Here is a 19,216-nt window from a genome sequence, read left to right as displayed (position 1 = left end):
AGGTCTTCGCCCGGCGGGCGTTCGTGAAGGTCTTCGCCCGGTGGGCGTTCGTGAAGGTCTTCGCCCGGTGGGCGTTCGTGAAGGTCTTCGCCCGGTGGGCGTTCGTGAAGGTCTTCGCCCGGCGGGCGTTCGTGAAGGTCTTCGCCTGGTGGGCGTTCGTGAAGGTCTTCGCCCGGTGGCAGCAGCAGGTCGAGCAGCCCCTGCTCCGGTGGGGTGTCGCCGAGCAGCAGCTCCTCGAACTGGTCGACGACGAGCAGCAGCGGGCGGTCCTGGCTGCTCAGCAGGCGGGCCATCCAGTCCAGGCCGTCCGCGCGCAGCCGGGCGACGGTCGCCTCGATCTGGGCCGCCTGCGGCTGCCGGTCGTCGAGCGCCCTGAGCAGACCGATCGCCAGCCGGTGCCACGGGTCCCGCCCCGGACGGATGACCGCGACCGACCACGCGTGCTCCGCCAGCAGCCTCGGGATGAGACCCGCCTGGACCAGCGACGACTTGCCGACCCCGGACGGGCCGACCAGCATCGTCACCGGCTGGTGCCGCACCTGCTGCGCCAGGGCCGTCACGACGTCCTCACGGCCGAAGAACACGTCCGCGTGTGCCTCGGTGAAGCTCTCCAGGCCGCGGTACGGGTTGGCCGGGATCAGCAGATAGTCCAGCTGGTCGGGCCAGGTGGCGGCGAGCAGCTCCGGCGGCAGCAGGTAGGCGTCGCGGTGCGGCTCGTCGGGCGGGGCGGTCGCGTGCAGCAACCCGATCACCTTGCCGTCGCCACGCCACACCGGCGAGCCGCTGTAGCCCGGCTGCGCGCGGATGCTCTGCCGCTCCCGGCTCTCGACCTGGATCAGCCCGCCCTCCACGGCGCCGACCAGGCCGACCTCGACCCAGACCCCGCTCGGCCGCGACACCGCCTCCGGGTCGCCGAACACGACGAGCCGGTCGTCGGGGCTGGTCGGCGTCTCCGCGAACCGGGCCGGCGGGGCGTCCGCGGGTGCGTCCTCGTTGAGCTCCAGGCAGGCGACGTCGCCGCCGATGCCCCGCTCCGGCGGGGGGTTCCACGCCACGACCCGCGCCGTCCGGATCGGCCTGCCCCCGACCCGGGGGAACTCGACCTGCACGGTCACGGTCTGGTCCGGCCTCGGCTGGCTGCGATGGTCTCGACCGAGCGCCGCGTTGACCACGTGCGCGCAGGTGATCACCTGCCGCGGGCCGACCAGCACGCCCATGCCCACCGGTCGCCCGGACCCGCTGATCCGGACGACGGCGACGCCGTCACTGCCCGTCATCGGTGCCGGTCGTCTCCAGCGCCGCGCGGTGCCACACCATGGTGACCCTGGTCAGGATGATGCCCACCTCCCGCTCGCGCCACGCATCGGTGTCCGGCTCTGGATCATAGCAACGGCGGTCACTATTCGAACATGGACGAATGCTCCCCGTGCATGGACCGTCGGCCCGTCTCGGCCCGCTCTTGTGCCTGAGCCGCCGACCGGAACGGCGTGCCCTTCCACCGCCACGGATGATCGGCCAGGACGATCGTGTTCCAGCCGCCGCCGAGGCAGTACGGCCCGCCGAACAGGGCGCCGACCAGCTCGTGCCACCGGTCCTCGTCCTCGTGCCGTACCAGATCCGCCGCGTCGGCGACCACGAGGCACTGCCGCAGCGAGGCCGCCCGGTCGCCGACCGCATCCAGCATGTCCAGCCATCCGCGGCTCGCCGCATACGGCAGCTGCAGCACACCGGCGAGGTGCTCGACGGCGCGGGCGGCCGTGGTGCACGCCGCGCCGAGCACGATCCGCACGTCGGCGTCGTGCTCGTACGCCGCCACCTGCAGCTCGTCGACGAGGTCCTGGAACCGGTCCGGCGGCAGCTCCACCGCGACGACCTTCCCGCGCGCGGCCGCGATCCGCGCCACCAGCCCCCGCAGCGCGTCGTCGTCGATCTCATCCATGGCCCCAAGGGTGCCAGGGCCGGCCCGCTGTGTTTGCATCAAGACATCGGACCGGCCGGCGCACAGGGAGGCCAGACATGGCGAAGCCCGCTCGGCTGAGCGCGGGGATGCTGCTGTACCGCCGCTCAGACCAGGGAATCGAGGTGCTCGTCGGGCACATGGGCGGTCCGTTCTGGGCCCGGAAGGACGCCGGCGCCTGGTCCATCCCCAAGGGTGAGTACGACGAGCACGAGGAAGCCCAGGCCGCCGCCTTCCGCGAGTTCGAGGAGGAGCTCGGCGCCCCCGCCCCCGCGGGCACGCCCATCTGCCTGGGCGAGGTCCGCCAGAGCGGCGGCAAGGTCGTCACCGTGTTCGCCCTGGAAGGCGACTTCGACGAGCAGACCGCGGTCAGCAACACCTTCGAGATGGAGTGGCCGAAGGGCTCGGGCGTCATCCAGTCGTTCCCCGAGCTGGACCGCGTCGCATGGCTCGGCCTTGAGCCCGCCAGGACCAAGCTGGTCAAGGCCCAGGCCACCTTCCTCGACCGGCTCGAGCAGCACCTGGAGCCCGGGCGTCCATCGCCTTGAGGACGCCAGGCCAGTCATCGCGAGGTGGCCCTGTCCCCGCAGCCACGGCGCGCCGAGCATGGGCCACATGCGAATCTCCGACGCGACAACCCTGCTGGCCCGCACCCCGACCACGGTCTCCGCGCTGCTGCTCGACCTGCCCGACGAGTGGCTGCACCGCGACGACGGCCCGGACACCTGGAGCGCGTACGCCATCGCCGGCCACCTCCTGCACGGCGACGAGACGAACTGGCTGCCCCGCATCCGCCTCATCATGGAGCACGGCACCGACCGCCCGTTCGAACCCTTCAACCGCGTCGCCATGCTCTCCTGGGACCGCGAACCGGTCGCCGACCTGCTGGACCGCTTCCGCTCCGTCCGGTCCCGCTCGCTGGAGGACCTCGACGCGCTCGGCCTGACCCCTTCCGACCTTCCCCGCTCTGGCACCCACCCCGAGTTCGGCACGGTGACCCTCTCTCAGGTCCTCTCCGCCTGGGTCGCCCACGACCTGACCCACACCGCCCAGATCGCCGAGGTGCTCGCCGGCCGCCACCGCGACGACGTCGGCCCCTACCGCCGCTACATGCCCGCCCTGGACCGCTTCGCCCCCGCCGAGTAACCGCCCCCCCTCGATACACTCAGCGACGGCAGCGCCGTAGCGCAGAGGTTGACGCGCCCGACTCCGGATCGGAAGGACGCCGGTTCGAATCCGGCCGGCACTGCCTCCAGCGAGCCCCGAGCCCCACCCGCCGAGCCCGCGTTTTCTGTCGTACCCCCGTGGTTGAGTGTCCCCATGGCCAGCCGGCTCCCTCGCACCCCAAGCCCACGAACCCACCAACTCCCCGTCCGACGACCAACACCGCCACGCCTGCACCACACCCGCGCCGCCACCGACCCCAGCACGCAGAGCACCCCGCCACGACTTCAACAAGACGCGGACAAAGCGACACCAAGCCCGAACACCCCCACCACGAACTCAAGAAACGCACGAACACAGCCCCCGCGCGGACAGACAGATGCCACCCCACACGAGCACTCCAAGGAGCGCAAGCACTACGAGCCGACAGCCGACAGCCGACCCGACCAGAGCCCCCAGCCACGCCTCCGAGAAGGGCGCCCCGGTTCCGAGAACGGCCACAGTCCCGAACGTCCACGCCTCCGGGGGCCACAGTTCCGGCTGGCCACAGTTCCAGGGGACGACAGTTCCAGGGGACGACGGTCCCGGGGGACGACGGTCCCGGGGGACGACGGTCCCGGGGGACGACGGTCCCGGGGGACGACGGTTTCTGAACGGGCCACGGTTCCCGAGAGGCGCAGGCGGAGCAACAGCAAGCCGAGCACTCCAGCCACAGCTCAGAGAAGGCACGATCGCAGCACCTCCACAGACGGCAGAACCCCTCCCACCCAGGCACTCCGAGGCGGCGCAGCCGACGAGCCCACCGACCAGAGCACCCCGCGACGGTCTTGAGGGGGCGTGGGTGGAGCGAAGCTCCCCCAATGGGGAGCGCGGGCGAAGCCCGTGCGCGGGGAACCAACTCCACCACCAACGCGAAGCGGCGCAGCCCGCTGAGCAGACTGCGCCGATTGGTGGAGTTGAGGGGACTCGAACCCCTGACCCCCTCGATGCGAACGAGGTGCGCTACCAGACTGCGCCACAACCCCAACCGGCCCGCCGGAGTGGGCCGGGGCCAAGAGTAGCAAACGGGTTGGACGGGGCGCGAATCAGATCACTGACCTGACGCCCGCGTGTCGTAGGGGCGGCCTCGGACGGCGCCCAGGGCGCCCAGGCGGGCGGCTTCGCGGCGGGCCCGGTCGCGTTCGGCGAGCTGGGCGGCGACGGCCTCGCGGCGTTGGGCGGCGCGGCGGAGTTGTTCGCGGCGGACCTGGGCCTGGCGGCGGGCGATCCATGCGGCGTACTGGGCTTCGCGGCGCCGGCGGCGCTGCTCGGCGAGGGCGCGGGTGCGCAGGTGGGCGACGTAGGCGACGAGCAGGGCGCCGGTGACGGCGAAGCCGACCCAGAAGCCGGTGCTGACGAGGGCGACGCCGCCGAGCTCGACGAGGTTGAGCAGGACGAGGGCGAGCAGGACCCGGCGGCGGCGGTACATGGCGCGGGGCGCCCGGTGTGGACGGCGCCGGCGGGCGGTGGGCGGCACGACCCGCAACGGCGGCGGGGCGGCGCCGGCAGAAGAAGAAGCAGGAGAAGAAGCGGAAGAAGCAGCGGAAGAAGAAACTGTGCGGTGCACCACTGTGCGGGGCGGGTTGACCGGGCGGCGGCCGGGGATCGTGCGCCGGCGGCGGTCAGCGCGCATTCCGGCACGGGTCAGCACCCGTGCCGTGGACAACGCCCGCTCCGCCACCAGCCGCTCTGTGGCGTCGTACCGGCGCACCAACGCGGGCGCCAAGGCCAGGAGCCCAGCAGCGGCAAGGACGGCGAGGAGCACCGAGGTCGGCACCCTCACGCCTCCGTTCACCGACTTCGTGCGCCGGTCCCCCCAGGCGCGCGAAGTCATCCAAGTCTGTGGAAGTTACAGCGTGGTAACTCCGACTCAGAACAGTACGGGTTGCGCAGCGTTACACCACGTCAACACGCAGGAGGAAACACCCGAAAAGGAGGAGCCGAGCAGGAGGGACCGCGATGGAGGGGCCGGAAGTCAGCCCGCGAGGACCTTGTGCCAGCGGGCGAGAAGGCCACCCTCGGTGGAGACGTCCTCGGTGGTCATGGCGTAGCCGAGGTGGTCCCGCCAGTCGCCGTCGATGTGCAGGTAGCGGTGGTGGTACGCCTCCTGGCGGAAGCCGAGCTTCTCCACGACGCGCCGGCTGGCGAGATTGTCGGGCCGGATGTTGACCTCGATGCGGTGCAGGCCGCCGACGCTGAAGGCGTGGTCGACGGCGAGCGCGAGGGCGGTCGGGGTGATGCCCTTGCCCGCGTGGCGGGAGTCGACCCAGTAGCCCGCGTAGCCGGAGCAGAAGGCGCGCCGCACGATGTTGCCGAGGGTGAGCTGGCCGACGAGCTGGTCCTCGTAGCAGACGGCGAACGGCATGGCGCTGCCGGTGCGGGCGGCGCGGCGCAGGTCGGCGTGCACGGCACGGAACGCGGCCGGCGAGTTGAGGTCGTGCCACGTCCCGTACGGGGTGGGCTCCCACTTCGACAGCCACTGCTCGTTGGCGCGGCGGACCTCGGCCCACAGGCGGGCGTCGGCGCGCCGGTAGGGCCGGAGGGTGACGGGACCGTCGGTCAGGACCGCCGGCCATCCAGGCTGACTCATCGCCGTCTATCCAACATGATGACGTCCACTGTAGAGCCCGCGGCGGCGCTGATCACCTTCTCGCCCAGGACCATGAGCCCGTTGGCGTCGGCGAGGCCCGACAGCGTGTACGGGCCACCGGCGAGCGGCATCACGGTGTAGCCGCCACCGCGGCGCTCGGTGATGTACGCGGGCCGGAACTCCCGCATACCGGAGGGCGAGCTGACGGTCTCCAGCAGGTGTGCGCGCACGCTGGGCCGGAAGACCGGGTCCGCGCCGGCGAGCAGCTGGATGACGGGCCGGGCGAGCACCTCGAAGCCGATGAGCGCGGCGCCGGGGTCGCCGGGCAGACAGACGATCGGCACGCCGTTGACGCCGGCGGCGCCGCCGATGGTCCCGTAGCCGAGCGACGAGCACGGATACACGGAGAGGTCGGAGAAGACCACGGACCGTGACAGGATGCGCCGGACCATGTCGCCTGGGCCGGTGCCGGTGCCGCCGGTCGTGATGATGAGGTCCGCGCGCAGCATCTGGTCGTCGAGCAGGCCGCGGAGCCCTTCGGGGTCGTCGTCGCAGATGCCGACGCGGTACGCGTGCGCCCCGGCCTCGGCCGCCGCGGCGGTGAGGGCGTGGGAGTTGGCGTCGACGACCTGGCCGGGCTGGCTGGCGCGGCCGACGTCGACGAGCTCGTCGCCGGTGGCGATCACGACGACGCGGGGGCTGGGGCGCACGACGACGTGCCCGATGCCGCTGGCGGCGAGGACGGACACCAGCGGCGGGGTCACGTACGCACCGGCGCGGGCGAGGACCGCCCCGGCGGGCAGCTCGTCGCCGGCGCGGCGCACCCCGTGGCCACGCTTCGTCGGGTGGTACACCTCGACCGCCGCCATGCCCTGGTCGGTCATGCCGGGCGGGACCACCACGTCCGCCGACACGGGCATGAGCGCGCCCGCGGCGACGGAGAAGCAGGTGCCCGGGGTGAGCCGGACCGGCCGCCAGCTGGAGGCGACGAGGTCACCGACGACGCTGAGCCGGACCGGGCGGCCCGGCTGCGCGTCGCTGATGTCGTCGAACCGGGCGGCGTAGCCGTCGATCGCGGAGTGGTCGAACGCGGGCACGGGGCCCGGTCCGACCACGTCCTCGGCGAGCACGTTGCCGTGCGCGGCGGTGATCTCAAGGTCCAGCGGGGGCAACGGGCGCAGGCCCCGGAGCACGCCGGCGAGATAGTCGGCGAGTGGGACGCGCGCGTTCGACCCGACGCCCGCATCGCGTGCGGCGTCGTGGTGGGAGCCCGTCGCTGGAACCGCTGTCACCCGCGCAGATCCTTCTCCACGAACTGGGTCAGCCACTCGCTGAACGCCGGGCCGAGGTCGTCGCGCTTGCACGCGAGCTGGACGACGGCCTGCAGGTACCCGAGGGGCATGCCGGTGTCGTACCGGGTGCCGCGGTAGACGATGCCGTGCACCGGGGTGCCCTCGGCGAGCAGCAGGGCCATCGCGTCGGTCAGCTGGATCTCGCCGCCGGCACCGGGGCCGATGCGGCGGATCGCGTCGAAGAGGGTGGGGGGCAGCACGTACCGGCCGATGACCGCGAGGTTGCTCGGCGACTCCGCCGGCTTCGGCTTCTCCACGAGGCCGGTCACCTTCAGTACCTCGCCCGCCTCCGCCGACAGGTCGGACGGCTCGACGGACGCGATCCCGTAGCGGCTGGTCTCGTCGGGCTCGACCTCGATGAGCGCGAGGACGATGCCGCCGGTCTGCGCCTGGAGGTCGAGCATCGCGGGCAGCAGCGGCTCGGTCTCCTCGACGAACTCGTCGCCGAGCAGGCACGCGAACGCTTCACTGCCGACGTGCGACTCACCGTACGAGATGGCGTGACCGAGGCCGAGGGGCTCGCCCTGCCGGCAGGTGTAGATCTCGGCGAGCTCGCTGGGGCGCTTGACCGCGGCGAGCCGCTCGTCGTCACCCTTCTCCTGCAGGCGCGCCTCAAGGTCGGGACGGCGGTCGAAATGATCGACCATCGATGTCTTGCCCCTGCCGGTGACCAGCAGGATGTCTCGGATGCCGGCTGCCGCGGCCTCTTCCACGATGTACTGGAGGACGGGCCGGTCAACGACCGGCAGCAGCTCTTTCGGCACGGCTTTGGTCGCCGGGAGGAAGCGGGTGGCCAGGCCCGCCGCCGGGATCACGGCTTTGACAGCCCGCTGGCGCTGCGCCGCGGGCTGGTGAGGAGTCGTGTCAGGCATGTGGCAAGGCTAGCCGCCGCGGCTCTGTCGTGGCGGTTGTGCCGCCTTTGGCGCGCCGGGCGTCACCTCCGTACTAGCCTTCGCGGGCCCCTGCGCACCCGTGAACGACTCCTGCCCACCCGGAAGCGCACCCGGAGGCGCGCCCGGAAGCGCACCCGGAGGCGCGCCCGGAAGCGGCACTGCCACGACCGCGTCGGGGGCGATCTTGTACGTGTCGCGGCCGGCGGCCTTGGCCGCGTAGAGCGCGTCGTCCGCGGCCTCCAGCACGGCCGCTCCCGTCGCGCCGTGGATCGGGAAGACCGCGATGCCGATCGAGACCGTCACCGGGATGCGCCGCGGCGGCTGGCCGGGCGTGGAGGAGACCACGAGGACCGGGCTGCGCCGTACCGCGGCACCGAGGCGCTCGGCGAGGACCGCGGCGCCGGCCGCGTCGGTCTCCGGCAGCAGCACGACGAACTCCTCGCCGCCCTGCCGGAACGCGAAGTCGACCTCGCGGATCTCCGCCCGGAGCCGGCGGGCGAACTCGGCCAGCACCGCGTCCCCGGCCGCGTGGCCGTAGGTGTCGTTGACCTCCTTGAACCGGTCGAGGTCCAGGGCGAGCGCGGCGAGGCTGCGGCCGAACCGGCTGGCCCGTTCGACCTCGCGGCGCAGCGACTCGCGCAGGTACCGGTAGTTGGACAGGCCGGTCAGCGGGTCGGTGAGGGACAGCCGCTGCGCCTCCTCGTGCACCCGGACGTTGTCGACGGCGACGGCCGCCTGCCCCGCGAACGTCCGCAGCGTGATCAGGTCGGCGTCGTCGAACTCGTCGAAGCCGTGCCGGTCGTACAGGGCCAGGACCCCGCGCGCGGCGGGCGGCAGGTCGGACTGGGGCTCCAGGCCGGTGGTGGGCCCCACGCCGGGCGCCGCGATCGGGACCGCGACGTACGTGATGCAGCGCGGCTCGACGGGCGCCAGGACCGGCCCGTCCCGGTCGACCCGGCCGCGCCGCGGCTCACCGGAGGCGGCGACCGTGCCGAGCAGCCCGTCGCCGAGCTGGAGCCGCAGGTCGGCGACGTCGAACCCGGCGAGCCCCTCGGCCACCTGCCCGCGCAGCTCGCCGCTGGCCGGGTCGACCATCAGCACCACCCCGGACTGCGCGCCGGTCGCGGCCGTCGCCGTCTGCAGGATGACCTGGAGGATCCGGTCGAGGTCATGGGTGCCGGCAAGGGTGTCGCCGAGGACGCCGAGCTGCCCGCGCAGCTGGTCGCGGCTGGCGGTCAGCGCCTGCACGTACCCCTGCATCTCGCGGGTCATCCGGTTGAACGTCTGGCCGAGCCTCCCGACCTCGTCCTGGCTGCGGACGGGCACGCGGGCGCTGAGGTCGCCGTCGGCGACGCGCTCGACCGCCTGCGCCAGCTCGGTCAGCGGGTGGGTGGTGGAGCGGGCCAGCCACCAGGCGACGCTGACCGCGACCACCCCGGCGCAGGCGACGACGGCGACGAGCACCGCGTAGAGGCCGCCGGTGTCGGGCTCGGGCACCGACAGGGCCAGGGTCAGCGGCTGGTCGGGCCGCGGCTCGAGCCGCCGGACCAGCAGGCCGCCGGGCGTGGTGCCGGTCGCGTCGCGGTCGAGCTTGGCGGCGACGCGCACCGCCTCCGACTCCGTCCGGTCCGTCGCGAGCGAGTCGACCCGCACGCCGCTGGCGTCGGTGAGCCAGGCGAGGAGGGTGGCGTCGACGGGCTCGACCGCGTACGCCCGGCCGATGCGCCGCGAGCTCGGGTCGAGCACGTCGACAGACGCGGCGATCGCGGCGAACGGCGCGCGGGCCGGCGCGGCGCAGTCGGCCCACGGCTTCGGCGGCAGCACGCCCGCGGTGGTGAGCACGGTGCCGTCGGCGCCGCTCACCTCGACCGCGCGGGCGAGCCCGCGCTGGACGGCCCGCTGGGCCGCGTCGGGCTGGTCGCCGTCGGCGGTGACGAGGGCCGTGGTCTCGGCGGCGAGCCGCAGCCGCTGGCAGGTGACGGCGAGGGCGGCCTCGACGTTCTGCGCGCCGGACTCGAGCCGCTCCTTGGCCCGCTGCTGGCTGACGGCGGACACGGCGATGCCGACGAAGATCGCGCCGAGCAGCACCGGTCCGAGCACGACCGCCAGGAAGGCGGCGGTGAGCCGCGCCCGCAGCGTCACGTCCGTCCTCCCGAAGCTGTGTTTCTGCGATGCTGTCACAGATGAGGAGGATTTGAGCGGTGCCGCCTGCGGTGTCCCCGAAATCCGAGCTCCGGTCGCACATCCGGTCCGCTCGGCGCTCCTCCGCGCACCCATTTTCCGACAAGTCGCTCATTGAGGCTGTTTCCGCCATGGTACGGGCAGCCGGCGCACGCACGGTCGCCGCTTACGCGCCGCTGCCGTTCGAGGCGGGCGGCCCGGGACTCCTGCCCGCCCTGGCCGCCGTGGCGCCACGGGTCCTGCTGCCCGTGCTGCTGTCCTCGCGCGACCTGGACTGGGCCCGCTACGACGGGACGCTGGCCGGCGGCCCGCTCGGCCTGTCCGAGCCGACCGGACCGCGGCTCGGCGTCGACGCGGTCCGGTCGGTCGACCTGATGCTGGTCCCGGCGCTCGCCGTCGGGCTGGACGGGACGCGGCTCGGCCAGGGCGGCGGCTCCTACGACCGGGTCCTCGCCCGGGTCACGGCCCCGACGATCGCCCTGCTGCACCCGGGCGAGCTCCTGCCGTCCGTGCCCGCCGAGCCGCACGACCAGCGGGTCTCGGGGGCCCTGGTGGGGGCTACCGCCAGGTATGAGACCGCCCACCTCCACTGGACGAAAGGATGTGCGATACCGCACTATTGGCACTCGATAGGGTTGAGTGCCAATGATGGAGGCTGAACGGTGCCTACCTACCAATACGCCTGCACGGCCTGCGGCCACCAGCTCGAGGCGGTGCAGTCGTTCACGGACGACGCGCTGACCGAGTGCCCCGAGTGCCAGGGCCGCCTGCGCAAGCAGTTCTCCGCGGTGGGTGTGGTCTTCAAGGGCTCGGGCTTCTACCGCACCGACTCCCGCTCCTCGACGAAGTCGAGCAACTCCTCGTCGACGGCGTCCTCGTCGTCCTCTGAGTCGAAGTCGTCGGACTCGAGCTCGTCCGCGTCGTCGTCCTCCGACTCGAAGCCGGCCGCGGCCGCGTCGTCGAGCACCTCCTCGGCGGGCGCGTCGACGAAGTCGGCCTCCTCGACCGCCTGAGGTCGCCAACGTCACCCGGCGCTACGCCCCACCGGTCACCGGTCCGGGGCGTAGCGCTGTCTGTGCCGGTCCGTCAGTCCCAGTGCGGGGGGCGGTCGGCGAGCAGGCGGTCGTCGTTGGACGCACTGCGCTCGCCCCAGCCGGCGTCGGTGTCGTCGGTCGTGGTGTCCGGCAACACGACCAGCTCGTCGGCGAAGTCTTCGAAGCTCACTTCGCGCTGCTCATCGGTGGATGCCCACTCGTTCGTCGTCGCCACGCCGCGAGCGTACTCCGGCGAGTTTGCGGGAAGTTGGCCGAATGACGACAGTCGCCCTTCCGTCGACAGGTCACACTCGGCGGCATGACAGACGACAGTGCCCCCCAGCACCAGACCGACCCGCAGCAGGCGGAGCAGGCGGCGGACGAGCAGCCGACCGTGCGCCTGGACCAGGGCGACCCGGACGCCACCCGTCCGATGTCGCTCGCCGATCTGCTGAACAGCGACTGAGGTTCCCCCACCGGGCCGGGTCTGGCGGCCGGGCCCGGTGGGTACGCTCGTGGCGTGAGTGACGACGCCTTCTGGCGGCGGCCGCCGGAGGGGGCCGCACCGCCACCGCCGGCAGCGCCGGCCGAGCCCGCGGCTGTCCCCTACACCGGCGCGCCGCGCAGCGCGCCGCCCCCGCGCGGGTGGCGGCCGCCGACCGTCGAGCGACCGGCGGCGCCACGGAAGCTCCCGGCCCAGGATCCCGAGCGGATCGACCGGGAGGAGCAGGCCGCGACGATCCTGACCAAGGGGATGGGGATCTTCGCCGGCGCGGTCATCCTCGTGCTGCTGCTGATCTTCTGCGGCCGTCTGCTGTTCTGAGGGCTAGAAGCCGTCCCAGACCATCTTGGCGCCGGTGTCGCCGGCCTTGAAGACGTAGTAGAGGGCGGCCACCGCCAGCACCACGGTCAGCCCGCTGAGCGCCCAGTGGGCGACGGCGGGGCCGATCGGCTCGCCCGGGGCGGGGCGGACGACGTACGCCATGACGAGCGCGACCAGAGCAAGACCCACCACGATCAGGAACAGCGTGCTGCCGAAGTCCTCGTGCTCGCTGATCTTCGCCTGCAGCTGGTCGGACTGGAAGTTGGGGCTCTCCTCGAACGCCTCGCCGGACTCCTTGGCGGCGAACACGGCGCCGGGGGTGGCGACGGCCAGGACGATCATCGTCCAGCGGGCGTGGCGGCGCGCGGCCGGCCAGACGGCGTACAGGATGCCCGCCACCGCCAGCAGCGGCACGAGCACGACTGCCGCATGGATGAAGAACGGGTGAGCCGGTAGACCGAGCACACGTTCGAACACGGGGCCTCCTCTTCGTCGGGTGCGATCCTCCCCCACCGGACGTGTACACAACCCGAGTACCGGCAGTTCAATCAAGAGCCCGGAAACATTTGAACGGTTCCAGGGTGCGTGGTGTTATTGAAAGCGTGTCGGGTGAGGACTTGCTGCGCGCCCGGGGTCTGCGGGTGACGCGGCCCCGGCTGGCCGTGCTGGAGGTCCTGGAGGCGTCGCGGGGGCAGGCACAGGGTCACCTGGACGTCGACCAGATCGCCGCGCGGGTCCGGGCCCGGCTCGACACCGTCTCCACCCAGGCCGTGTATGACGTGCTCAGCGCGCTGTCCAGGGCCGGCCTGGCGCGGCGGATCGAGCCCGCCGGCAGCCCCGCGCGATACGAGTCACGCGTCGGCGACAACCACCATCACATCGTCTGTCGCGGGTGCGGGGAGATCGCCGACGTGGACTGCGCGGTCGGCGACGCGCCGTGCCTGACGCCGTCGCAGGCGCACGGGTTCGTCCTCGATGAGGCCGAGGTCACGTTCTGGGGGCTGTGCCCCGCCTGCCAGCAGCGGCTCGCCGACGACACGGTCGAGGACCTGCCGAGTTGAGCGACCCGGGGCTCTTCGGACCGGACTCGGTCACCTGGCGGGTGCACCGGGAGCCCATCGTCACCGTCGGCGGCCTGCGCAGCCTGTACCTGCAGGCGCTGCTCCCCCGGGCGGTCGCGGGCGTGGAGCAGAACAGCCGGTACCGCAAGGACCCGTGGGGCAGGTTCCAGCACACCGCCATGTACGTGGGGACGGTCGTCTACGGCACGACCGAGCAGGCCGAGCGCGCCGGCCGCCGGGTGCGGGCGATCCACGCGAAGATGACCGCGACCGACCCGCGCACCGGCGAGCGCTTCCGCGTCGACGACCCCGACCTGCTGCGTTGGGTGCACGTCACGGAGGTCGAGTCGTTCATGGAGGCCGCCCTGCGGGGCGGGCTGCGGCTGAGCGGGCCGGAGATCGACCGCTACTACGCGGAGCAGACCAGGGCGGCGGAGCTCGTCGGCCTCGACCCCGCCACGGTGCCGGACTCGGCGGCGGCGGTCGCGGACTACTACGAGCGGATGCGCCCCGAGCTGGGGCTGACCGTCGACTCCGCGGCCACGGGGCTGTTCCTGACGCTGCCCCCGCTGCCGTACGGGTTAGGCCTCACCCCCGTCCGGGGCGCCGCGTTCGGGGTGTCGGCGCTGGCGATCGGCCTGCTGCCGGCGTGGGCGCGCCGCCTGTACGGGCTGCCCGGCCTCCCCGGGACGGATCTCATCGCGTCGGCGAACGCGCTGGTCCTCGGCCGGATGCTGAGCGTCATCCCGATCGACTGGATCTCCCCGCTGCGCCGCGACGCGATGCGCCGCCTCGCCTCCTGAGGACCGTCACCGTCACACCTGGGCGCTGCCTCGCGTTGAGCGGTTGGCATGAAATTTCCATGGCTCGCGCTCGCCCTGGCCACCGTCGCGCTTCCGCTGACGCTCGGCGCTTCCCTGCTCGACGTCGTCCGATATTTCGGATATTTCGTTTATGCCGTCGTCGTGCCGGGGACGCTGCTGTACCGCGCGATCCGGCCCACGCCGCGGTCGCTGCTCGAAGATCTCACGTACGGCACGGTCGTCGGGCTGCTCGCCGAGACGGTCTCCCTGACCGTCGCGAGCCTGCTCGACCTGCGCGGCTGGCTGTGGGTGTGGCCGCTGCTGGTGATCGTCCCGCTGGCCCGCTTCCGGAAGCGGCCCGACTATCCCGAGCGGCCGACGGCGGCCTGGTCGTGGGCGGTCGCCGGGATCGCGGCCGGGTTCCTCGCGTACCTGACGGCGGCGTTCCTGGCGGTCAACCCGGCGCTGCCGCCCGCCGGCGCGCACGACTACATGATCGACCAGCTGAACCTGCTCGCCGTCAGCGCCGACCTGAAGCACCACTTCCCGCTCACCGTCCCCGAGCAGGGCGACCGGACGCTGGGCTACCACTGGTTCGCGTACGGTCACGTCGCCGCGAGCAGCCTGATCAGCGGCGTCGACCTGCCGGTCGTGTGGTTCCGGCTGGACCTGCCGGTGCTCGCCGTGCTGGCCGTGTGCCTGCTCGCGGTCACCGGCCGGCGGGTCGCCGGGCATCCGTGGGCGGGCCCCGTCGCGGCGGCGCTGATGTTCACCGTCGGCGAGCTCGTCCCGCAGCGGCAGGCGCCGGCGTTCTTCGGCTCGATCACCGCCTACTACAGCTGGTCGAGCCGCTCGCTGCTGTTCGGCGCGGCGCTGAGCATGCCGCTGATCGCGGCGGTCGTGTCCGTGCTGCGCGGCGGCGGGCGGCGGGACTGGCTGCTCGTGCTGCTGTTCGCGGCCGGGACGACCGGCGCGAAGTCGACGATCGTCCCGCTCTTCGGGGCGGGGGTCGCGGCCGTCTGCGCGGTACACCTCCTGCGGCGACGCCCACAGCGGACCCCTTGGCTGCTCGGTGCGCTCCTTGCCGCGGTCACGGTGACTGCGGTCGCCGTCCTCTACGGGTTCGAGGGGCAGGGCCTGCGATGGGGACCCTTCGCGATCATGCTGGACTTCGTCGGGAGCCAGCGGCACGGCACCACGGTGCGCGACGTCCCGCTCATCCTGTGGGGCCTCGGCGCGTACGGCATCGCGATGGGCGCCCGCCTCGCCGGCGTGCTGTTCGTTCGCCGCTGGGATGACGCCTGCGTCTTCCTGGCGGGCACGACCGTGGCGGGTGTCGCCGGCACGCTGTGCGTCTGGCACGTGTCGTGGAGCGAGCACTTCTTCGTCGTCGCCGCCTGGCCGTGCGCGGCGATCCTCTCGGCGACCGGCCTGGTCCGCCTGCCCGGCGCACCGCGCGCGCTGTGGACGGCGCTCGCGGTGGCGGCCGTGCTCGCGGTGGTGTCGGTCGCGTTCACCCTGCCGGTGCCGCGGCATCGCTGGTGGGTGCCGCTGCCGGTGTACGCCCTGGGCGCCCTCGTCCTGGTGACGGCCCTGCTCCTGCACCGGCGCGCCGGGGTCTTCGGGGCCCTGGTCGTGGTGCTCTTCGCCGGCGCGGCCCGGCTGCCGTTCGACGCGGCGACGAACGCGAACCTCGGCGTCGCATACCACATCCGGATCACACCCGACCAGGTCGCCGGCGCCCGCTGGCTGCGCGCCCACAGCACCCCCGCCGAGTACGTGGCCACGAACGTGCACCGTGTCGGCGGCAGCGGCCTGATGCAGGGGCAGAGCCTCGCCTACTGGATCTCCGCGTACAGCGAGCGCCGCGTCCTCCTGGGCAGCTGGGGCTACTCGCCCGAGTCGACGGAGTCGCAGTCCCGCGCGCACCGCATCGGCCCGGCGCTCACCTACTGGGATCCGGAGCGACTGGCGCTCAACGACGCGGCCGTGCTCGACCCGACCCCGTCACGACTGTCGTGGCTGTGGCGGCAGCGCGTCCGCTGGATTCTCGTCGACCGCGCCCACGGTACGCCGACCGCGGCCCTGCCCGCACTCACCGACCTGTCCTGGCAGCGCGGCGACGTCGCGGTCTACCGGCTCCGCGCGCCCTCGAACTGCACGCCCGTCAGCTGCTCCGACAGGCACCTCGTCGGCGAGTAGCTCCTGGTGACACCGAGTGTCAGTCGTGCGCTTAGGTGCCATAGTTGTCGTACGGCGAATAGAATGCCGTGTGTGAGCCTCGCCGAACGCAAACGCCAGCTGGTCCGCGACGAGCTGACCGATGCCGCGCTGCGGCTCCTGGCGTTCCAGGGGTTCGAGGAGACCACCATCGACCAGATGGCCGCCGCCGCCGGCGTGTCCCGCAGGACGTTCTTCCGCTACTTCCAGTCCAAGGAAGACGTCATCATCGAGCACCTCAGCGACCTCGGCCGCCAGCTCACCACCACCCTGTCCACCCGCCCCGCCGCCGAACCTCCCGCCGTCGCCCTCCAGCACACCCTGCACACCTTCACCGACACCTTCCGGGAGCACCCCGAGAAGTCCCGCCGTCTGGCAAAGATCATGGTCACCACCCCACCGCTGCTGGCCCGCTACCTGGAGCGCCAGGTCAGCTGGCGCGCCGCCCTCTCCACCGAGCTCGCCACCCGGCTGGGCGCCGACCCCACCACCGACCCCCGCCCCGCCGTCCTGGTCGCGGTCGCGTTCGCCGCCTTCGACACCGCCCTGATGCGCTGGGTCGCCGAGGACCCCGCCCCCGACCTGAACACCCTCCTCACCACCTGCTTCACCGCCGCCTTCCCCGATTGATCGGATGACGGATCCGGCCGTGGGGATGACCGGATCCACGTTCCGATCACGCTTGACCGGCAGAACAGGTCGGGACGGAGCCGGCGCCGGTTGTCAGCGCCACAGAACCCGATGACACCGCCCGACCAGAACGGCCGGTCTCCAGCGTGACCCCCGGCCCTTCAGCGCGACGACGGCGGGGCATGACCAGCGCACAGCCCCGGAGGCAACCGGCAAACCTCGCCACCAGACACGGCACCCGCGGCACGCCCACGACCGCAGTCTCCGGCAATCGGGAGTTGGCCCCTGATCCTGGACACCTGAGGCCCGGACGGCCACCAGCCCGACCACCGCCAAGGTCGAGCACTGCGCACAGCAGGCCGGTCCCGCGCCGCAAGCCCGGCACCACGCTTGGCGTGCCGGCGATCCCGCCACCGGCCACCGCGAACAGGCTGCGCCGGCAACAAAGGCGCCAGCACAGACCACTCGCCACACCGGTTCAACGAACAAACCCATGATCCGCGAGACAGAACCCAGCCCCTCTACCGGCAACCACTCCGCCGGCGCCACCACTCAGCCCCGCCTCGCCCACACGGCCGCTTGAGCACCGCCGGATCGACTGGCAGGCCCTTCCTCCTCCCTCTCCCACCCACCCGCCCTCAACCCACAGACATTGATCAATGCCCGCGTTTGCACCCTTTGTTCCATCGAGGTTGCGCGATCCACCCACAAAATGATCTCCGATTTGTAGGTGGATCGCGCAACGTCAATGCCGAGATGGGACATCTTGGGGCATTGACCAACGTCATGGCGTGAGCCGGGCAACCAGACCGGGCAACCAGACCGGGCAACCAGACCGGGCAACCAGACCGGGCAACCAGACCGGGCGACCCAGACCCGGGCAACCAGACCAGGCGGCCGTCGGGATCGGTGTCGGCCAATCACTGATCCCAATCCGCATGAAGGACGGGCCCGTCCTGGTCGATACACCAGCGCCTCCTGCATCGAGGGCGCGTGAGGGCCAGACCAGGCGGCTGAGTCCTGCCTCGCGGATGCCGAAATGGGGCATCTCTGGGCATTGACCAACGTCATGGCGTGAGCCGGGCAACCAGACCGGGCAACCAGACCGGGCGACCCAGACCGGGCGACCCAGACCCGGGCAACCAGACCAGGCGGCCGTCGGGATCGGTGTCGGCCAATCACTGATCCCAGTCCACATGGAGGGCGGGCCCGTCCTGGTCGATACGCCAGCGCCTCCTGCATCGAGGGCGCGTTGAGGGCCAGAACAGGCGGCTGGGTCCTGCCTCGCGGATCATGGTTGTCGGGAACCGCCCGTAGCCAGTCGAGCATCTCGACCAGGTCGAGGGTGGCTTGGAAGCGGCTTCCCAATGTCGTTGCGGGTGGCCCGCCCGCGCCGGCGTTTCGCCGGTTGAAGCCGCGTCCGACCTGGTTGCGCCGGCAGTAGGCAAGCGCGGGCGAAGTTCGGTGGTCTGCCGCCGGCTCGCTGGACCGATACCCGATCCAGCAGCGACTCCAGCTGACGGGTGCCCGCCGCCCGGCCAGGGGTGATCCGGGTGGCGAATGAAACGAACCAACCCCATGATCCGGGAGACGGAACCTAAGGGGAACGGGGAGCGGGGCGGGCTACGTGGCGGGGCGGTCTACGGCGGTCCAGGGGTCCTTCGGGGTGGCGTCGAGGCCGGCGGGGCAGGAGCGGCGAAAGTCGCACCAGGAGCACTGCGGGCCGGGGGCGACCGGGAAGGCCTCGTCGGCGGGGGTGCCGGCGGCCAGGGCGGCGTCGGCGGTGGTGATGTCGGCGGCGGTGGCCTCGGCACGGCGGAGGTGGCGGGCGAGGGAGTCGTCGGTGTGGTCGTGGGCGGCGACGGTGCCGGTCGGGAGGTGGTGCAGCTCGACGCGGTGGCAGGGCTTGCGGAACACGCGGGAGGCGGCGATCGCGTAGAGGGCGAGCGCGCGCGAGCCGCGGGCGTCGTCGGGGGTGACGCCGGAGCGGCCGGTCTTGTAGTCGACGATGACGAGGTGGCCGTCGCGCTGGTCGATACGGTCGACGCGGCCGGAGAGGGCGAGGGTGTCGGTGCGGGCGGCGACGGTGCGCTCGACGCCGAGTGGCTCGTCGTGGGGGTCGAGGCCGTCCACATAGGACTCGAGCCAGCCGAGGGCCCGGCGGAAGACGTCGCGCTCCTGGGCCTCGTCGCGGTAGCCCTCGCTGACCCAGGTGGCCTTCAGCAAGGTGGGCAGGGCGGAGCGGTCGCGGCGGTCGGGGTCCAGCGCATACCAGCTGCGCAGTGCCGTGTGGACGGACGCGCCGAGCGAGTTGTGCGCCCAGGGCGGGCCCTTGGGCGGGGTGGGGCGGTCGACATAGGTGAACCGGTAGCGGCGCGGGCAGTCCTCATAGCTGCCGAGCTTGCTGGGCGTGCAGGTGAACAGGCGCCGGGGCGGGGCGAATAGGCCGAGCTGCTCGTTCTCCACACC

20 protein-coding genes and 2 tRNA genes are annotated in these 19,216 nt (G+C 72.5%); 11 read left to right on the top strand and 11 right to left on the bottom strand.

Annotated features, from left to right (window positions below):
* On the bottom strand, positions 1–1,277 hold a 1,277-nt coding region (locus AB0I21_RS33415; RefSeq protein ID WP_360567147.1), incomplete at its 3' end, for a trypsin-like peptidase domain-containing protein.
* Between the two features lie 122 nt (positions 1,278–1,399).
* Positions 1,400–1,939 (bottom strand): hypothetical protein, encoded by a 540-nt coding sequence (locus AB0I21_RS33410; RefSeq protein ID WP_360567145.1) that lies wholly within the window; start codon positions 1,937–1,939, stop codon positions 1,400–1,402.
* Positions 1,940–2,016: 77 nt separating this feature from the next.
* Here AB0I21_RS33410 and AB0I21_RS33405 point away from each other — a divergent pair, with 77 nt between their 5' ends.
* From AB0I21_RS33405 to AB0I21_RS33395, 3 genes are all read left to right on the top strand, one after another.
* Positions 2,017–2,505, top strand: coding sequence for an NUDIX domain-containing protein (locus AB0I21_RS33405; protein WP_360567144.1), 489 nt, complete (start codon positions 2,017–2,019; stop codon positions 2,503–2,505).
* A gap of 67 nt (positions 2,506–2,572) precedes the next feature.
* Complete coding sequence (locus AB0I21_RS33400) at positions 2,573–3,103, top strand: DinB family protein (RefSeq protein WP_344512222.1); 531 nt, start codon at positions 2,573–2,575, stop codon at positions 3,101–3,103.
* Between the two features lie 30 nt (positions 3,104–3,133).
* Positions 3,134–3,206, top strand: a tRNA-Arg gene (locus AB0I21_RS33395).
* 863 nt (positions 3,207–4,069) lie between these two features.
* On the opposite strand, the gene AB0I21_RS33390 is transcribed toward AB0I21_RS33395, so the two are convergent.
* The 6 genes from AB0I21_RS33390 to AB0I21_RS33365 all read right to left on the bottom strand — a co-directional run bounded on the left by AB0I21_RS33390 (position 4,070) and on the right by AB0I21_RS33365 (position 10,137).
* Positions 4,070–4,146 (bottom strand) — tRNA-Ala (locus tag AB0I21_RS33390).
* A gap of 65 nt (positions 4,147–4,211) precedes the next feature.
* The gene (locus tag AB0I21_RS33385) at positions 4,212–4,943 is read right to left on the bottom strand and encodes a hypothetical protein (protein ID WP_360567142.1); all 732 of its coding nucleotides are present in this window, start codon (positions 4,941–4,943) and stop codon (positions 4,212–4,214) included.
* Between the two features lie 192 nt (positions 4,944–5,135).
* On the bottom strand, positions 5,136–5,750 hold the full coding sequence (locus AB0I21_RS33380; RefSeq protein WP_344512213.1) for a GNAT family protein: 615 nt from the start codon (positions 5,748–5,750) through the stop codon (positions 5,136–5,138).
* Positions 5,747–7,042 carry a gephyrin-like molybdotransferase Glp gene (gene glp / locus AB0I21_RS33375; protein WP_344512211.1) on the bottom strand — a complete coding sequence of 432 codons (1,296 nt, stop codon included), beginning with the start codon at positions 7,040–7,042 and terminating at the stop codon, positions 5,747–5,749. Before glp ends, AB0I21_RS33380 begins: the two co-directional genes overlap by 4 nt.
* A complete protein-coding gene (locus AB0I21_RS33370; protein ID WP_360567140.1) occupies positions 7,039–7,974 on the bottom strand; it encodes a UTP--glucose-1-phosphate uridylyltransferase in 936 nt (311 codons plus the stop codon). The genes glp and AB0I21_RS33370 overlap by 4 nt, the downstream gene beginning before the upstream one ends.
* Positions 7,975–7,983: 9 nt before the next feature.
* A complete protein-coding gene (locus tag AB0I21_RS33365) occupies positions 7,984–10,137 on the bottom strand; it encodes a diguanylate cyclase (protein WP_360567139.1) in 2,154 nt (717 codons plus the stop codon).
* 59 nt (positions 10,138–10,196) lie between these two features.
* Here AB0I21_RS33365 and AB0I21_RS33360 point away from each other — a divergent pair, with 59 nt between their 5' ends.
* Positions 10,197–10,835, top strand: coding sequence for a 5-formyltetrahydrofolate cyclo-ligase (locus AB0I21_RS33360; protein WP_360567137.1), 639 nt, complete (start codon positions 10,197–10,199; stop codon positions 10,833–10,835).
* Positions 10,836–10,838: 3 nt separating this feature from the next.
* Entirely contained in the window at positions 10,839–11,189 is a 351-nt protein-coding gene (locus tag AB0I21_RS33355) for an FmdB family zinc ribbon protein (RefSeq protein ID WP_360567136.1), read from the top strand.
* A gap of 73 nt (positions 11,190–11,262) precedes the next feature.
* Here AB0I21_RS33355 and AB0I21_RS33350 read toward each other — a convergent pair whose 3' ends face one another.
* Positions 11,263–11,445: a hypothetical protein gene (locus tag AB0I21_RS33350; RefSeq protein WP_344512267.1), complete on the bottom strand. Its 183-nt coding sequence runs from the start codon at positions 11,443–11,445 to the stop codon at positions 11,263–11,265.
* An 84-nt stretch (positions 11,446–11,529) separates the two neighbouring features.
* Between AB0I21_RS33350 and AB0I21_RS33345 the strand changes: the two genes are divergently transcribed.
* Together AB0I21_RS33345 and AB0I21_RS33340 are read left to right on the top strand one after the other, a co-directional pair.
* Positions 11,530–11,676: a hypothetical protein gene (locus AB0I21_RS33345; protein WP_344512203.1), complete on the top strand. Its 147-nt coding sequence runs from the start codon at positions 11,530–11,532 to the stop codon at positions 11,674–11,676.
* Positions 11,677–11,730: 54 nt separating this feature from the next.
* Positions 11,731–12,033 carry a translation initiation factor 2 gene (locus tag AB0I21_RS33340; protein ID WP_344512201.1) on the top strand — a complete coding sequence of 101 codons (303 nt, stop codon included), beginning with the start codon at positions 11,731–11,733 and terminating at the stop codon, positions 12,031–12,033.
* Between the two features lie 3 nt (positions 12,034–12,036).
* Here AB0I21_RS33340 and AB0I21_RS33335 read toward each other — a convergent pair whose 3' ends face one another.
* Positions 12,037–12,510 carry a DUF2231 domain-containing protein gene (locus AB0I21_RS33335; RefSeq protein ID WP_360567134.1) on the bottom strand — a complete coding sequence of 158 codons (474 nt, stop codon included), beginning with the start codon at positions 12,508–12,510 and terminating at the stop codon, positions 12,037–12,039.
* Positions 12,511–12,635: 125 nt separating this feature from the next.
* Here AB0I21_RS33335 and AB0I21_RS33330 point away from each other — a divergent pair, with 125 nt between their 5' ends.
* The 4 genes from AB0I21_RS33330 to AB0I21_RS33315 all read left to right on the top strand — a co-directional run bounded on the left by AB0I21_RS33330 (position 12,636) and on the right by AB0I21_RS33315 (position 16,747).
* Positions 12,636–13,094 (top strand): Fur family transcriptional regulator, encoded by a 459-nt coding sequence (locus tag AB0I21_RS33330; RefSeq protein ID WP_344512197.1) that lies wholly within the window; start codon positions 12,636–12,638, stop codon positions 13,092–13,094.
* Positions 13,091–13,897 carry an oxygenase MpaB family protein gene (locus tag AB0I21_RS33325; protein WP_360567132.1) on the top strand — a complete coding sequence of 269 codons (807 nt, stop codon included), beginning with the start codon at positions 13,091–13,093 and terminating at the stop codon, positions 13,895–13,897. The genes AB0I21_RS33330 and AB0I21_RS33325 overlap by 4 nt, the downstream gene beginning before the upstream one ends.
* 48 nt (positions 13,898–13,945) lie before the next feature.
* Entirely contained in the window at positions 13,946–16,099 is a 2,154-nt protein-coding gene (locus AB0I21_RS33320; protein ID WP_360567130.1) for a hypothetical protein, read from the top strand.
* A gap of 72 nt (positions 16,100–16,171) precedes the next feature.
* Entirely contained in the window at positions 16,172–16,747 is a 576-nt protein-coding gene (locus AB0I21_RS33315) for a TetR family transcriptional regulator (protein ID WP_360567129.1), read from the top strand.
* 1,623 nt (positions 16,748–18,370) lie between these two features.
* On the opposite strand, the gene AB0I21_RS33310 is transcribed toward AB0I21_RS33315, so the two are convergent.
* Complete coding sequence (locus tag AB0I21_RS33310) at positions 18,371–19,213, bottom strand: PD-(D/E)XK nuclease family protein (protein WP_360567127.1); 843 nt, start codon at positions 19,211–19,213, stop codon at positions 18,371–18,373.
* Positions 19,214–19,216 lie beyond the last annotated feature (3 nt).

The organism is Dactylosporangium sp. NPDC050588 (genome assembly GCF_040654975.1).
Classification (GTDB): Bacteria; Actinomycetota; Actinomycetes; order Mycobacteriales; family Micromonosporaceae; genus Dactylosporangium; species Dactylosporangium maewongense.
Note: the sequence above shows the minus strand (reverse complement) of the source record. Positions and strands in the feature narration are given on the sequence as shown.